Source organism: Microcoleus sp. S13_C5 (assembly GCF_036700845.1).
Taxonomy (GTDB): Bacteria; Cyanobacteriota; Cyanobacteriia; order Cyanobacteriales; family Microcoleaceae; genus Microcoleus.
Map to the genome: position 1 here is coordinate 1 of NZ_JAUBPR010000135.1, position 15,788 is coordinate 15,788.

Consider the following 15,788-nt stretch of genomic DNA (forward strand, 5'->3'; position numbering starts at 1 on the left):
CGGCACTATACTTGATTTACTTTTTGTATATCATATATAGTTTATCACTTGTTCGACCTTAAGTAAACCGTATTGGGTGATAAACATGTCTAGGAACTAGAACGACTCAGGTTTTCTGGCCGTATACCCTGTTGAACAAAGGGAACTTTATTACGAGCTAACTTGCGTTTAGTCTTGCACAGATTCCCAATCTTGTGCCAGATAATTGGCCCCCTGCCCTCCATCTAAACCAACGCAAAATGTACTCCCTCTAGGGTAGGGTTTTGACTGGTGACACGCCTATAAAACCTTTATTATCAAAGCATTTAAGCCTCCGAGCCTCACAAAAACTAGCTGATTATTTACACGCTTATTGACTCATAATATCGGCAGAAGTCGCCTTGAACCTGATTCAAGGGATCTCGCCACTCTCTTTTATTGACTCTCGCCCGCGAATATCTTTTCGCTTGGTTACTCAAGTCAAAAACTTGCCGCAGATTTGCTTTCAACCTGCTTGTCACGCCGTCAAGTATTTTGTGATACTTTTTTACGGTCACATACATATTTTTGCACCTGCATTTTCTGAATTTCTATGCCTTCAAATACAGCCCAAATGGTAGCGCTCGGGATTGATAAGTTTTGCCTAACAAGGCCATAATTTTTTTACCGATAACGCATGAATAATCAATAATTTGATGAATGGTCATATAATGTAATGAGGAGCAGCACGCTTATTGCGTATTTTCCTAAAATGAGATAAATTTTCCCTCATTTTTTGTACTTTACTACACTACTTTACATTTAAACCTATGTTTTTTTCTAGTTCCCTAGAGTCAAAAATCAAGAAGTTGTATAACTATTGATATTTGATATTTCTAACTATTGAGCCAAAAAATCCCAAAAAAGAAGGTATGCAGCGATAGGGAGGGGGTGGAATTAGGAATGAACTCTTAATAACTTGATTAATTTTTCATTCTGGGAGGATCTCAATCAGAGCAGCCAAGCTAGAAATTGAAGTTTGGAGGCAGGCGCTAGGAGGCAGGAGCCAGGAGGAAAGAGTCAGAAGGAAGGAGCCAGAAAAAGTGTTTTTACAAATATGAGATGCTGCCTTCATTCCTAACCGACAACAACCGGAATATTTTGATTCGCATCACATAAAATATGTGTACTTTTCCAGGTTGCATAATACCGTGGATGGCTTAGTTCTGGTTCTAATATTTTTTAGGTTATGAGATTTTGAGTGATTTTACTCACCTCTATTTCTTTTGCGACTTGTACTCACATTTTTTCCCGGTATTCACAAGAGAAATTTTTGACAACTGCCTAATTACTATAGTAAATTAACTTAGGTATTTACAAGTAGTAACGCCGGAAAAATTAGCCAAATTACAATTAGCTTTGGGGGACATATTGGATAAAATTAACATTTTTTTAAAATAAATTTACGCTTAATATAAAGTTTGATAAAAACCTTCAACACTTCTAATTATAAACAAATTAGGGTAATTTATGGAAACTTTATTTTATCTGCTAGGTTTATTACTTGACATTTATTTGCCTATAATAATAAAATTATGTGTGTGAGGAAATTATCATTTGTGTAATTGGCAAACTCATTTAAACCTGCTATCTCCCATTGACGTTTAACTAAAATTGGGGTATAATTATTTGTTATTAGCAGCTATTGGCTGTCTCTTTCACCAACTGTGTAAGTCCTGACTGCGAGGAGGGTAAGGTAGAGCAGCTAATCGAGAAAGTAACAAAAATTTTGAAAAACATTCTTCAAAGCCAATGCAGCCTGATTCTCAAAAATCCTTCTCTTTGCCTCTTGTCTCAGTCATTATCCCTGCATACAACGCTGAGTCCTTTATTGAAGAAACTTTGAAATCTGTTCTCGCTCAAACTTATCCCGCAATTGAAGTTTTAGTAGTCGATGACGGTTCCCAGGATCGAACCGCTGAAATTGTCGAAAAAATCAGCAAAAAATATTCTCACGTCCAGCTTGTGAAACAGCAAAATGCTGGAGTCGCTGCTGCTCGAAACTTAGGAATTCAGAAGTCGAGAGGAGAATATATTGCCCCCATTGATGCCGATGATATTTGGTATCCTGAAAACATAGAAAAACAAGTTCAATGTATGTTGGAGGGAGGGGAAGAAGTAGGGGTCGTCTATTCGTGGACAGTGGACTTGGATGAAAAAGGATGGCTAACAGGAGGATTCCGGTCTTATAGAATTGAAGGTGACGTGTACGGAACCCTGATCGGTCACAACTTTATAGGAAACGCGAGTGCTTCTCTGATCCGTCGCAGTTGTTTGGAAAAGGTGGGGGTTTATGACAAGACATTGAAGGAAAGGAATGCTCAAGGCTGTGAAGACTGGGACTTGTACCTGCGGATAGCAGAGATTTATCAATTTCGAGCCGTGCCGGAATTTTTAATTGGCTATCGCAGGATGTATAACACTATGTCTACCAACTATACGACAATGGCGAATTCTCACTCTTTGATGCTGCAAGCTGCCAAGCAACGGCATCCCGAAATTCCTGATTTCCTGCACCGATTATCTACCAGTAATTTTTTGCTGTACTTAGCGCACCAAAGCAGCCGCAACGGCCACGATCGCACCGCACTCTTTTGGTTATTCCAAGCTTTAAAAACTGAGTGCATCTCATCCTTATTCCGTTCTGGCTTTTACAGAGTATTGGGAAAGAGCCTTTTAAACCTATTATCCCAGCAGTCTAGGAAACATCAGGAGGCTCTAGATGCACCTGTGAGAGTAGAAGATACGCCATCCTCTGATAAGCAAATGATCAGCCGGGAGGTGTTGGTAAAGAGCCGGCGCAAAAAGATCGAATTAATGGTAACGATAGGGAATATTTTTCACCGCTCAATTTCCCTGCTTGTCAAGCGAAATCGAACAAATATTGACACGATCTCTCAAGTGAAGATTAGCGCCACGCCACCGACAAAAGCAGAGTTGTCTTAATGAAAAAAGAAATCAAGGCTATTAAAAAGCAACTACTCACCGCCACTGTGTTGCTGTGAGCAGTTACCACTTTTTCAAGCGATACAACACCGACTCAGTATTAAAGTCTTTTCCGAAAACTGGTTGCAGCGGGCCCTGGGTACTTGTCAGCCAAGATAGAGCTTTCCTAGTAGCTGCGTCTGTGCCAGTCAGGGGTCCGAATCCCACAGTCCTAATTTTATTTTTCCGGAGGTTGTCAATCCATGCCGAAAGTCGATCGGCTCTAAACGGCACATATAAAACTTGTCTGTCTAAATTTCTCCCGTAAAACAGGTAGCTGCGCGAACTTAAACAGAAGCCTATTCTTTCATCAGGTATTGTATTTTTATCAATATATTCGTAAATACCACGATACAGTTTGGTGCGTGCCAAATCTCGCTTTTCGCTCCAATGACCAATTACTATCAATCCTATACAGGCACCAATTATCACTATATAAATCGATTTTTTGCGGGTGGGAAATAGATGATTCAGCCATCCTAAGCCAGGATTGATTTTCAAAAATATCGCAGCCAGCGTCACTGACACAATATAAAATAGCGGATATGGTAATATATATTGCCAACTCGGAGCTAATATTTTCCAGATAGTATTAAGAGCTTCTCTTGGGTTAGACTTCAAATTATCAATCAACAAACTCCCCCAAACAATACTATCTCCGGTGAAAGAAGCATTTTTAATATAATCAAAAATTGTGTTGCTAGTAATTCCGAACAAACCACTAACCAAAACCACTGCCAGAACAAGTAGATTTGGAGTTCTCAAGAGAGTTGCGGTAGCGGCTGCGGCGATGGCGATTACGCTTAAAAAGGGAAATCCGTATCTGAGGTTAAAACCCAGTATAGGGCTGAGTTGCCCGCTCACCTCTCCGGCAGTACCCGACGTGTAAGGTGTAATTAGATACAGAATTCCTGTGCTGGCAAGAAGTATGATTAAAATAATATTATTTTGATTAATTATTCTAGTTTTACCCTGGAAAAAAGCCAGAGGTGCTGCCAATACCTGAAGTGCGATCGCCAGAAAGGGCAGTTGCAATCTAATGATAATTTGTAAGCCGACAGTTTGCCAGTGGGAAATCTTGCTGGGATTAAATTGAGCTGCTAAAGTGCTTTGCCAAATCTTGAGAAGTGGCGAGGCGGGCGGCTGCTTTACCGGAGGTATTGGTGCAGGTATGGGAGACGGCAAGGAAACAGGCTCTAAGGGAATTTTAATATCGCCGATTTCGCCGACAGGATAATTGATTTGCAGCAAGTTTCTCGCATACCAAAAACATCCTAAAAGCAAGCAACAAGCTATGCCACACAGCAAGACTGGTTTGAGAAAGTGGCGAATTCTAAAATTAGCGGGTGGGGATTTTTTATTAACTGCAAATCTTTTAAGTTCTAATATTGCTAATCCTCCTAAAAGTGAGGCAGCATAGACTATTCCCGTGATTTTTATTCCGGCTAACATTCCTGTGGCTGCCAAAAATAGGGAAAGTTCGGATTGCGATCGGCTGCTATGATAGGATAAACCCAAATATAAACCGACTGTAAATATTGCAGCTAGGGGTAAGTCGGGCTGAATGGTGTTAACTTGGTTGAGCATCATCGGTACTGTCAATACTAAAGATGCTGCTGCCATACCGTGAATTCGGGTTGCTCCAAATTTTACGCTCAATAGATAAACGGCAATTCCCTCAAGTACCCACGCAATTAGCAGGGGAAAAGCTGCTAGGAAATCTTCTCGGAAAGGAAGCACACACAAAGCAGATAAAACGTGCCAATTGTAAGGATATACTCGGGCTTGTTCTTGTTCAAAAATCCAATTTCCCGCAGCATCTAATAAGGTAAATGAATGGGTTTGATACCATCGGGCGATCGCAGGCAGGTGAAACCACAATGAATCATAATTGGTTATGGGTTTGCTTGCGAGAGTTTCTAACAGCACAAATCCTGCAACAGCGGTGGCAAAAATAATGAGGGATTCTGATTTGCTCAAAGGTTGCTTGAGTTGGGGAATCGACCACTGCGAGAAGGTAAAAGTTTTGTGGTTTTTGGTAAAAATCAGGATTAAGCCGATTGCACAAATCATAATTTCTGCTATAATCACCGCAGCAAGATTTAGGAGTTCGGCACTTCCTAAAATCAAGCCGATACAAACTTGTGCAATGCTCCACCCTGTCAGGAGTACAAGGAGAAAATGGGGAAATGAAGAGTTATGGTTTTCTTTGTGATTCTCGAAGGCAAGAGACAAGCTTAAGGGAATCGACCCTACTAGAATAATCAGAAATAAAATTAATTCCCACAAATGCTGCGCTATTAGCATAAGCTGCAAGTTACCATTTTTTATCAGTTTTTCCTCGTTACCCGAAACAGCCTGATAACGAGGAAAAGCAACGAGTTCGCGTGCTGGTTGCACAAAACATAAATTTTCTTGTGGGTGTGCTTTTCGACCGTTCCACAAGAAAATTTATCTAGCCCATCCCCAATTTTTACCTGTTAGCTTGCTTCTGAGCTTTGGGTTTGACGGCTTCGGGATATTTGGGCTTAGAAATGTCCGCTTTTAACAGTTCCGGGAATGGCGGCTGGAGGTTGTGAACTTCGATGTCCATTCCCAGCGGCAGAGGTGGAAGCTGAGGCAGATCGTTTTCTAAATCCTTTAGTCCGCTAGCGGTTTGTATTTCCACCATTTTTGGCATTTGGGGTACTTTGGCGGTTTCCAAAGTGCCGATCATTTTTGCCAGAGCGAATTCTAGCTGAGAACCCGGGTCGATCGCCACCCAACCCTGGTCAGTCATTTGCCGAACCTCGAAGTGGAGGTGAGGCCCTGTAGACATTCCCGTACTGCCGACGCGCCCGATCGTCTCTCCTTGTTTCACCCAATCTCCCGGTTTCACAAACAGTTCCGAAAGGTGGCCGTAGAGAGTTTCCTGAGACTTTTTGTTGTGGTCGAGAACCACAGTCAAACCGTAGCCGCCCAACCAATCGGCGATCGCCACTTGACCCGCATAGGCTGCCAGTACGGGCGTTCCCATTGGGGCCCCCAAGTCAGTTCCCGTGTGAAATCTGCCGTATCCCATAACCGGATGAGTCCGCCACCCAAACGGCGAAGTAATGGCCGCAGCAATAGATAGCGGAAACAGCAAGCTGGTGTTGCCATTCCCGGGCAGGCCTGCGGGACGCGGCGTGAGATTGTAGTAAGCAAAACCGGTATTGCTGCCGCTGCTGACACTAACCGCACCGACTTGAACCGGCCCGAGTCCCATGCTGGGCGCTGGAGCACCGCCACCGTAAGAGGCAGATCCGGCATAATACCCAGCGTCTGCGGAGTATCCAGGGTTAGCTGAGTAGCCGATGTTAGCCGAGTAGCCGGTGTCTGCGGAGTATCCAGCGTTAGCCGAGTAGCGTGGGGGTGCGTAAGCAGATTCCGGCGGGTTTGAACCCCCCCAAACCTGGCTGCCTATTTGTTGAACGGCTTGACCGAGTTTACTCACAGGATTTCCGCTACTATTTCCGGCAACAGTTTCTCGAACATCGCCTGGAAGGCTTTCTGGCCGATTTCGAGGAGGAGGGGCTGCAATATAACCGTTGTCTGGGCTCGGAGTTTCCTGTCTGTAGTTGGGTTCTCCGGCATCTGCCGTCACCGGCTCGGAAACAGCAGGAGGCGCGCACACACCGCCTTCTCCTTTGCAGCCTCTCGATCGTTCTGCAAATTCTATTCTGGTTGGCGCTTCGTACTCGCTGGTAGCGCCAACACTGTAGTCTGTTTGGTCTATTTCAGCGTGGGCTGGGTTAACTGGCGCTTCAAAAGGTGGCTCCTGGGCCGTCGCTTCTGGCAGGGGAATCAGCGCGGGTTCCGGCAGATAATATTGGCTGGGAGGTGGTTCGGTGGCGTACTCCGGCTCCCTGGCCGGTTTGGCATAGGCAGGCTCGGGCGGCGGCACTTCTGCCTGCGGTGCAGGGTCTGGTTGTGGCGACCCTTGGCTGTATGCGGGTTCCGGGGGCGGGAGAGGAGCTTCAAATAATGGCTGGAGGTCTGCTGCGCCGGGGACGGCTTGTTCTGCTGGCGGAGTTTCGGCTTGGGCCCAAACTAGGCCTTTGCTGAGCAGTCCCAGACTGGCAAGGCAACCCAGTCCCACCAGCAGTGAGCGATCGGACAAAAGGCGCGATCGAGTCCGGGCGCCTGTAGGGTTCTTTTTTTGCTGTTTGGTGTTCAAAGGGGCTGTTATTTGCTTGTCTGGAACTGGTTTCACGATTTTTTTCCCAACTCAACAGGGGGCACAAGGATCTCGAAGTCAGGATCGAATGTATGCCAATCCTTGTCTTTATATACAGGCTTAACTGATTTTACCGGGCTTGAGGCAATTTTTTTGCACATAGAACAAGCTCAAATGCCTTACGCATTCAGTCGCGATCGATATCCGGTTTTTTTGATCCCGATGGCACTTGCCTAGAAGTCTGTGACGGCCACACTGATGATAGCGCTTTGGCGTTCCTCTATGTTAATTAGTTGCCTATATTTCTCGGGTTATGCAAAATTTCGGCGCACGCAGTAGGTTCTCCTAAAACCGCCGACTCATCGGGCTTTTTTCCTGAAACCTGGCCCTGCCTTTAAAATTCGCGGACAAAATTGTTGATTGTTTAGAATACAAGCTAAATGATTCGCTTGGGTAAGGATAGGTTTCATGACTGTAGCTGGCGATCGCTTGACAAATTTTCCTGACTCTGAGTGCGTCGGAGAGCCTGACGGTATCAGTTGGGACTGGCAGAGTTCTGAAGGCTTGCCCTATCTGACTTGCAGCTTGCTTTCTCGCTGGTCTCACGGCTTTTTTACTCGCGATTTCTCGCCCCGGGGGCCGATCGATCTGACGGAAGTTCTCGAACCTGGAGCTAAGGTTTACCGACTCCAACAGGTACACGGCAATGGGGTACTCAAAACGAGTGAGTTGTCGCCGGTTGTGGCTCCGGGGCCGGAAACCGCTGCCTCAAGCTATGCTGAGGCTGATGGCTTGGTTGCCGAGCGAGAACAGGAGGCGCTGTGGGTTTGCTCGGCTGACTGTGTGCCGGTGCTGATTGCTGACGAGCACACGGGACTGGTTGCGGCAGTTCACGCGGGTTGGCGCGGGACTGCTGCTAAGATATTACCAGAGGCGATCGCTCAACTTGTGGCACAAGGCAGTCAACTAGAAAATCTGAAGATTGCTATGGGGCCGGCGATCGCTGGAAAGGTTTACCAGGTATCTGTGGAAGTAGCAGCGGAACTGGGAGCCACCATTGCTCCTAAGAGTGCCGTTAGTGCGACAGCCGACGGCATCTGCGAGTTTTTGCACCAACTGCCGGAAACGCCTGTCTTAGCCGATCCAGAACCGGGAAAAGTACGCTTGGATGTTCGCCTCTGCAATGCTCTGCAATTGCAGCAGTTGGGAATCGATGTTTCTCAAGTGGCGATCGCTCCTTTCTGTACTTATTCTGACTCGGCTCACTTTTTTTCGTACCGCCGCGATCGACTTAAAAAAGTCCAGTGGTCGGGAATTGTGAGCGCCTGCGGGACAAGTCCCTGCTGAGGGCATTTGGCAGAAGGTAAAATTTTAGACGGCCAAGATAAAAATAAAAATCTTTGGATTCATTATTTTTTATTTACGAATGCCAAATGCCTTCTAGTTTCTACCTTCGTAAGGTTTGCTGGTTCCTGTTTTAAAGCACCAAAAACTAGCAGCAAAACTTTTGGGAAAGCGGCAGAGATCCCGCCCCGCTTTCCTCTCTTGTTAAGATTGCTCTATAACGAGAGTCTTCAGCGGGTTATTACCATGAGTGAGCCAACTCCCTATCAACTGCTTGAAGTCGATGAAGATGCTTCCTTTGATGAAGTGCAAGAGGCCCGCACGCGCCTAGCTGAGCAGTACAGCGGTGACAAGAAACGTTTGGAATTGCTCGAAGCCGCTTACGACGCGATCCTCATGGATCGCTTGCGGCAGCGACAGGAAGGTAAAATTAAAGTGCCCGAGCGCATCCGCTTTCCCGAGCGGCTGACTCCCCCACCTCCAAGCTTTACTCCGTCTCCTCCTAGTGGCAGCCCAGCTTGGTTGCAGCGGCTAATCGATACTCCTAGTCGATCGGACATTTTGTGGCCGGCTGGGGTTTATGTGGGGTTAGGCGGACTGAGTATTTATCCGGCGGCTAATGATGGTTTACTACAGTTGACTCTGGCTCTTGGGGTCGGCTCTTGTCTTTATTTTGTTAATCGCAAGGAACAAAAATTTGGTCGCGCCGTGCTGCTGACTGTGGCTGGCTTGGTTATAGGCTTGTTGCTGGGAGGATTTTTGGGTTCTTTGGTCAGTCCGGCATTTATAACAACAGAGAAATTTATCGCTTTGTTTACGTTTTTAATTCTGTGGCTGGTCAGCGGTTTTCTGCGATAGTCAGTGGTCAGTTGACAGTTAACAGTTGACAGTTGGCAGTAGTTAATTATTATTATTGGTGGGTTCGTAGGTTTTAGGTGTTAGTAGTTAGTTGATTGTTACCAATTACCAATTACTAATTACCAATTACTAATTACCAATAACTAATGACTATTGATGGTTGACTAATTATTGATGACTACTGACTACTGACCACTGCTACTGACTACTGACTACTGACTATCTAAAATAATCTCAACTGCTTCGCTCAAATTGTTGGCAATTAAATCGGGTTGGTGCATTTCTAGTTGAGTGCGATCGCGAATTCCGCACAAAACACCAATTACCTTGACACTGTGCGTTTTTGCTGCTATGATATCTGCCTCCGTATCGCCAACCATCCAAGTATCAGAAGCCGGCGGTAGTTCGGCAAGAGCTTTCGCCATCAACAGGGGTTTATCTTTGACATCCCCGGTTTTAACGTAATCGTTGGGGAGGCAATAGCGGCGGTTTTCTGGGAAAAATTGCCCTAAATTGCAGCGGTTGAAGGCTTCATCTAGTTCCCTAACGCGGCGCATGGTCATCACCGCTAAGTCTACTCCAGCGCGCTGCACCTTTTCGAGAGTTTCCAGAGCGGTGGGAACTGGTTGATCATAAATCATGTAGGGTAGGGTGTGGACGGTTTGACGGCGTTTCTGGGCAAAATCGCGGGCTTGGGCTGCGTCTAATCCTGAGAGAATGGCAATTTCGGTTTCGGGAACCCGCGCCCGCTTCAGATCCCAAAACTCGGCTTTGGGGAGTTCGCGCACGGGTTGGCCCGAACGCTTAGTCTCGGCGAGACAATACTGGTAAACTCGGTAGTAGCGATCGGACACGTCCATAATTGGGCCGTCAAAGTCGGTAATAAGTCTCAGCATTTAGCAGAGTATTTTTAAGCTTTTATACAAATACTTCGATACTATATCATTTAAAGGTAACACTTTCTTTACAAAAATTGACACAAATACCTAGGGGAGGTAAGGTCTATAGGAATGGTGCTAATTAAAGCAAACATTTGAATTAAACTGTGCTGTTCCTCAACTTTAGCGGTTGTAAGCCATATCGGGGAATTTAAAATTAAAATGTGTCGCACAAATAGTGTAAACCGCTACATATTGTTCATAAATCTCAACCTCAATCGAGGCTGATTTTGACTGCGCTTTCTCACAAAAAGTGGGTCAAATTAATATTTGGTCCCATTTTTAAAATAAGCAAAAAACTGCTTGGAGAATTCAAAGTGTACTGTTTCCATAAATTAGCCAGCGGTAACAGGTGATGACATTTGCCAGTATAAAAATTCCCATGAGAAATCGAGCCAAACAACAACTAACTTTACCGGCTAACCTTTGAGAGAGATGCTCTACAATAACGAGATGCTTCCAACATTAACTGTAGAGAGCAGCCCCAGAAGTATTAATATTCTTCTTTATAAGCTGTTATCCTTACGCAGGATTGAATACCTCACAGTCGATCGGGAACTTAAGATTAAAGAAATATCTTTGAAAGTGCAAGATTTTGCCTACATTCATGAGGAAGTAGGCGAAGGAAAAGACGTGCGCGATAGTTTTCCCGAACTGATCGGAATTGAAGGACTCCTTGAAGATATTATTGAAGAACGACAGCAAGATTGTCAGTTAAAATCAATTAGCCGAGTTCTCAAAGACGGATCTTATTTGTATCTAAATTTGTACATTTTTGGTTATAAGGGACAAGCCAATGCTGACAGATTGATTATTTTATGTGAAGATGTAACAGATAGCATGGGAAGTCAGCCAACCATCGTTCAGGCTGCCAATCAAACAAGTATTAAAGGTGATAAGTTAGCTGCGGCTGGCGATTATATTGACAAAATTATTAATTCCCTAGGGGATGTTTTGTTCGTAACAGGAACATCGGGTCAAATCAAAAAAGTGAATCAAGCTGCACAGCAATTATTTGGATATACCGAATCGGAATTAATCGGCCAATCCATATCCATGATTACGGCTGAGGAGGAATTGTTACGCAAAGTCAGCCAGCTACCTCCTGCACTTAAAAGCGAATATTGGCCTCAAGTAAAAGTAGCTTGCCAAACGAAAATAGGTTTAAAGCTGATTGTTGCGTTTTCATGCTCTACTTTCGAGACAAGCCCAGGAAGCAAGGATGGAGATAGCGAGGTTATACAAGATTTTGTTTATATCGGCAAAGACATTACCAAGCAACAACGCATAAAAAAGTGTCAAGAAGCACAGTATGCTGTTACTCATATCCTGTCAGAATCAACTTCTCTAGATAGCGCAACTCCAAAAATTTTGCAAGCTATTTGCCAAAGTTTTGGGTGGGATTTTGGCGAACTTTGGACGCCTGCAGAGGGGGAGAAAGAAGCTAGCTTGGGTGCGGAAATAAAATCTGAAGAACAATCGCTTTGGTGCCTGCCGCTTTGCTGTCCGATCGAGGAAACTCCTTGTTGGCGGCGGGTGGCAGTTTGGCAGGCAGCAGAGGAAGTTAGAGAGTTTGCCGAAAACGATCAGCAGATTACTTTGGCTGCGGGTGAGGGTTTGCCCGGAGCGGTTTCCAGAAGCGGTTCTACGCAGTGGATTACTGATCTTGTGGGCGATCGCAATTTCGTGAGATCGCGCTTGGCCGAGGAAGTGGGACTGCGATCGGGATTCGGTTTTCCCATTCACGCTAGGAGCCAAGTTGTAGGAGTAATGACTTTTTTTTGCCGGGAAGAACTGCCACCGGATCAAGATTTACTTCAGATCATAGCTGTGGTAAGTTCTCAATTAGGGGAATTCGTCAAGCGCAAATATGCCGAGCAAGAATTACAAGAAGCTGAAGCTTCAATCCGATTTTTGTACGAACAAGAAAAACGCCAAAGTGAAGAATTAGCTCGGCAAAATTTCGCTTTAGAACAAGCCAAATTAGAATTACAAGCAGCTAACATGGAATTGCAGCGGCTCGCTTCGGTGGATGGATTGACTCAAATTCCCAACCGTCGCTGTTTTGACAAAAAATTGGAGTTAGAATGGCAGTTGATGGGGCGAGAAAAAGAGTCGCTGTCTTTAATTTTGTGCGATATCGATTTTTTCAAACTTTACAACGATCATTACGGGCATCAAGGAGGCGACGAATGTTTAAAACAAGTAGCCCAGATTTTAGCTAGCAACGCTCAGCGGGCAGGAGATTTAGCCGCCCGCTACGGCGGGGAAGAATTTGCGGTAATTTTGTCGCGAACTGATGTGCAAGGAGCAATGCGGGTAGCCGAAGCAATTCGCAGCGATTTGAAAGCAGCGGCAATTTTTCATGCTGCTTCTAAGGTAAGTAAGTTTATAACTCTTAGTATGGGGATCGCTACTACTGTACCTGCTGCTGGTTTATCGATGGAGGACTTAATTGGACAGGCAGATCGAGCGCTGTATCGAGCTAAACTAGAAGGGCGCGATCGTATAGTTTGCCTAGACTTGAAAATAGAATTTCAGGACGGGAAAGGAGTATTTTCTGATGATTGTGAGAGAAGCTAAAATCGCTGACGCACCTGCAATCGCACGGGTTAATATAGATACTTGGCGGACAGCTTACCGAAACATTGTACCGACAGATTACCTCGCACAGTTATCCTATGAAAAGCGAGAAAGCAATTGGCAAGAAATCCTGGCAAACGTCAAAAATACTGGGGTTTTTGTCTGCGTTGCTGAGAATGAATCGGGAGAAATTGTGGGTTTTGCTGCGGGTGGTTGCGAGCGCACCGGCAAATATGTTTATCAAGGAGAATTATTTGCCATCTATATTTTGGAGGAATATCAGCGTCAAGGAATCGGACGGCAACTCGTGAGAACAGTTGCCACAAAGTTGGCAGAAGTAAGTTTGAACTCGATGCTAGTTTGGGTACTAGGAGACAATTCAGCCTATAAATTTTATGAATTGTTAGGAGGTGAAAAAGTAGACCAACAGCAAACAAGTAGAGCAGGAGTTGCACTCAAAGAAATTGCCTACGGATGGAAAGATATCGCAGTGCTGATTAACCCGCAGGTATGACCGAAAAAGTGGAAGTTTTGTCAATCATCTATCAAACTTCCCCTCTTCATTTGTTCCCGTTCAATTGCCTCAAACAAAGCTCGAAAATTCCCCGCCCCAAAACCTCCAGCTTGCACCTGTTTGCCATTAACTAAACTAACTCGGCGCTCAATAATCTCGAAAAAGAAAGTCGGTTCTGCAAAAATTGGCTGGGTAAATATTTGCAGCAGCATCGCTGCGGGAGTATCTTCTTGCCAATCTGCCAAAACTTGACAAGCTGCAATTGCTTGCCAATCTGCGGGCAAATAGTTTTGCCTCTGCTGCAATTGGGAGTAGTATGTTGGAGGAACCGGCAGAAAAGGCAAACCACACGATCGCAAATCGGCGACAACCCCCACAATATTATTAGTTTGTAAAGCCATGTGCTGAATTCCCGGTCCCCGATTTGCGCTCAAAAACTCTTGAATTTGAGAATTAGCTGATGCCGGTTCATTAATCGGGAATTGCACCCCACCTTCAGCGTGTACCATAACTTGGCTCCGCAAAGCCGATTTCTCCGTCTGAATGTCAAAATTTTGCTGCGGTTGAAAACCTAATATTTTTTGATACCAACTAACAGCACTCGACAAGTCCCCAGATTCAACATTTAACACTACGTGGTCAATCCGGGTAAACAACGGCAGCTTATCCGAAGCCGATAGCAGTGAATGGCTGCCAATTTGCTCCACCAGCCTATGGCTTAAATCTCCCCAGCCCGCGATTTTTGCCCGCTTAAAATAGCCTCCTGCGTTTAGGTCTTCTTGAATCGGTTCCAGGATTTTAGCGCCTGCAGCAGCCGCTCTAGCTACCGCTAATTCAATATTTTTTACCCGAAAACCCACATCGGCAATCCCTGGAGGATGAAACTTGAACCAACTAGCAGCGGGACTAGCGGGTGTCAGGGGCGAAGATAAAACAAAACATACATTGCCACTGCTGACAACTTCAGTATGAGTGTGGCTGTTGGCGTAACCTGCTATTGATTGAAAGCCTAATTGGCTCACGAACCAGTCGCGGGATACTTTAGCGTTTTCAACGTAAAATTGAATGCGATCGAACTCCATAATCAATAATTGAAAATGGAAACTGAAAAATGGAAAATAGTCTTATTTTCACTGCGAAACAGCAAGGGAGGGATTGAGTAATGGATATTTTTCATGTTTTTTATTGTGCGTTGACTTAATAATAACCTAAAGATTGAATATCCTAGATCCCTCTGAAGGCAGAAATAAGTTGGCACTTAAAAGAAACCCGGTTTCTGCGATAACTTAGATTTCACTGCTAGGCCTTCGCCAATAGGACTAAAGCAAAAAAATGGTTTGACGTGCTACTTATAGGGGTAAGGTGCGCCAGCCCATGCACCTACAGAATTAAGTGCTGTACAAGTTATCAAACCTAAAAATATCATAATTTTTCTTGCCTTCAGCTTCCGCTGCCTTCTGCCTTCAAATCACTCCTCAATAGCTAAAAGAACAAATGACTTTCCGGCTGAATATTAATCTCCATCGGCACAGCTTGCGGGTCAGCCGAAAGAGCAAACATAATCGCATTGGCGGCAGTTTCGGTACTCAGCATTTTTGACCTGTCTACCTTCAAACTCACATTATCCCAAAACGGAGAATCCACGCCGCCAAAATAGAATAGCGTAAACTTAATGCCGTAGCGTCGCAGTTCATCTGCCATGCACTTGCTGAAACCAACTACCCCAAACTTTGAAGCGCAATAAGCCGTTCCCATCGCCATCGAATGCTTGCCCAAAATCCCAACGACATTGCAAATGTGGCCAGATTTGCGCTCTTTCATCACATTCGCTGCTGCTTGAGACGTGTAAAAACTGCCTTTTAAGTTCAAGTCAAGCATTGCATCTAAATCAGCGGGTTCTAACTTGTTCCACTGCTTGAGAATTCCGGCACCGGCGGCGTTTACGAGGGCATCAATTTGTCCGAAATGCCCCCCAGCTTTGTGCATCAGCGTCTCCACTTGCGGCAAATCGGTTATATCTGTGGGCACGCACAGTACCTCTGTTGCTGAAAGTTCGCTAGCTAAAGCGTCTAACTTACTGCTGTCTCTGGCGGCGAGCACTAGCCTCGCACCCGCATCAGCGAGTTTGCGGGCCACTGCTGAACCGATGCCGCCAGTCGCACCCACCACAACCACAACTTTGTCCTGCATATCCCTTTACATTTCTTTACGTCCCGATTGTATGATAACTCACGTTGCTAGTAATGGGGAGGTTGATATATTTTAATTTTTCAGGCTCTCCTGAAGTTGCGGTGATATTTTTATCTAATTAGAAAAGCAAGCTAATACGCGTTCTCGAAAATTATCAAAG

10 protein-coding genes are annotated in these 15,788 nt (G+C 45.0%); 5 read left to right on the top strand and 5 right to left on the bottom strand.

Annotation, left to right across the window (positions count from 1 at the left end; genetic code table 11):
* Positions 1–1,770 precede the first annotated feature (1,770 nt).
* Complete coding sequence (locus tag QUA04_RS24795) at positions 1,771–2,964, top strand: glycosyltransferase family 2 protein (protein ID WP_333262087.1); 1,194 nt, start codon at positions 1,771–1,773, stop codon at positions 2,962–2,964.
* Positions 2,965–3,027: 63 nt separating this feature from the next.
* On the opposite strand, the gene QUA04_RS24800 is transcribed toward QUA04_RS24795, so the two are convergent.
* A complete protein-coding gene (locus QUA04_RS24800) occupies positions 3,028–5,403 on the bottom strand; it encodes a hypothetical protein (protein ID WP_333262090.1) in 2,376 nt (791 codons plus the stop codon).
* Between the two features lie 73 nt (positions 5,404–5,476).
* Positions 5,477–7,237 (bottom strand): peptidoglycan DD-metalloendopeptidase family protein, encoded by a 1,761-nt coding sequence (locus tag QUA04_RS24805; RefSeq protein WP_333262093.1) that lies wholly within the window; start codon positions 7,235–7,237, stop codon positions 5,477–5,479.
* 432 nt (positions 7,238–7,669) lie between these two features.
* Between QUA04_RS24805 and pgeF the strand changes: the two genes are divergently transcribed.
* Both pgeF and QUA04_RS24815 read left to right on the top strand, forming a co-directional pair.
* Positions 7,670–8,548 (top strand): peptidoglycan editing factor PgeF, encoded by an 879-nt coding sequence (gene pgeF, locus QUA04_RS24810; protein WP_333262096.1) that lies wholly within the window; start codon positions 7,670–7,672, stop codon positions 8,546–8,548.
* Between the two features lie 243 nt (positions 8,549–8,791).
* Positions 8,792–9,403 (top strand): CPP1-like family protein, encoded by a 612-nt coding sequence (locus QUA04_RS24815; protein ID WP_190663744.1) that lies wholly within the window; start codon positions 8,792–8,794, stop codon positions 9,401–9,403.
* Between the two features lie 212 nt (positions 9,404–9,615).
* On the opposite strand, the gene QUA04_RS24820 is transcribed toward QUA04_RS24815, so the two are convergent.
* On the bottom strand, positions 9,616–10,299 hold the full coding sequence (locus QUA04_RS24820) for an HAD family hydrolase (RefSeq protein WP_333262099.1): 684 nt from the start codon (positions 10,297–10,299) through the stop codon (positions 9,616–9,618).
* A gap of 495 nt (positions 10,300–10,794) precedes the next feature.
* Here QUA04_RS24820 and QUA04_RS24825 point away from each other — a divergent pair, with 495 nt between their 5' ends.
* Both QUA04_RS24825 and QUA04_RS24830 read left to right on the top strand, forming a co-directional pair.
* Positions 10,795–12,924 (top strand): diguanylate cyclase domain-containing protein, encoded by a 2,130-nt coding sequence (locus QUA04_RS24825; protein ID WP_333262102.1) that lies wholly within the window; start codon positions 10,795–10,797, stop codon positions 12,922–12,924.
* Entirely contained in the window at positions 12,905–13,438 is a 534-nt protein-coding gene (locus QUA04_RS24830) for a GNAT family N-acetyltransferase (protein ID WP_333262105.1), read from the top strand. Before QUA04_RS24825 ends, QUA04_RS24830 begins: the two co-directional genes overlap by 20 nt.
* 20 nt (positions 13,439–13,458) lie before the next feature.
* Here QUA04_RS24830 and hppD read toward each other — a convergent pair whose 3' ends face one another.
* Together hppD and QUA04_RS24840 are read right to left on the bottom strand one after the other, a co-directional pair.
* On the bottom strand, positions 13,459–14,520 hold the full coding sequence (gene hppD / locus QUA04_RS24835) for a 4-hydroxyphenylpyruvate dioxygenase (RefSeq protein WP_333262108.1): 1,062 nt from the start codon (positions 14,518–14,520) through the stop codon (positions 13,459–13,461).
* Positions 14,521–14,920: 400 nt separating this feature from the next.
* Entirely contained in the window at positions 14,921–15,628 is a 708-nt protein-coding gene (locus QUA04_RS24840) for an SDR family oxidoreductase (protein ID WP_333262110.1), read from the bottom strand.
* Between the last annotated feature and the right edge of the window lie 160 nt (positions 15,629–15,788).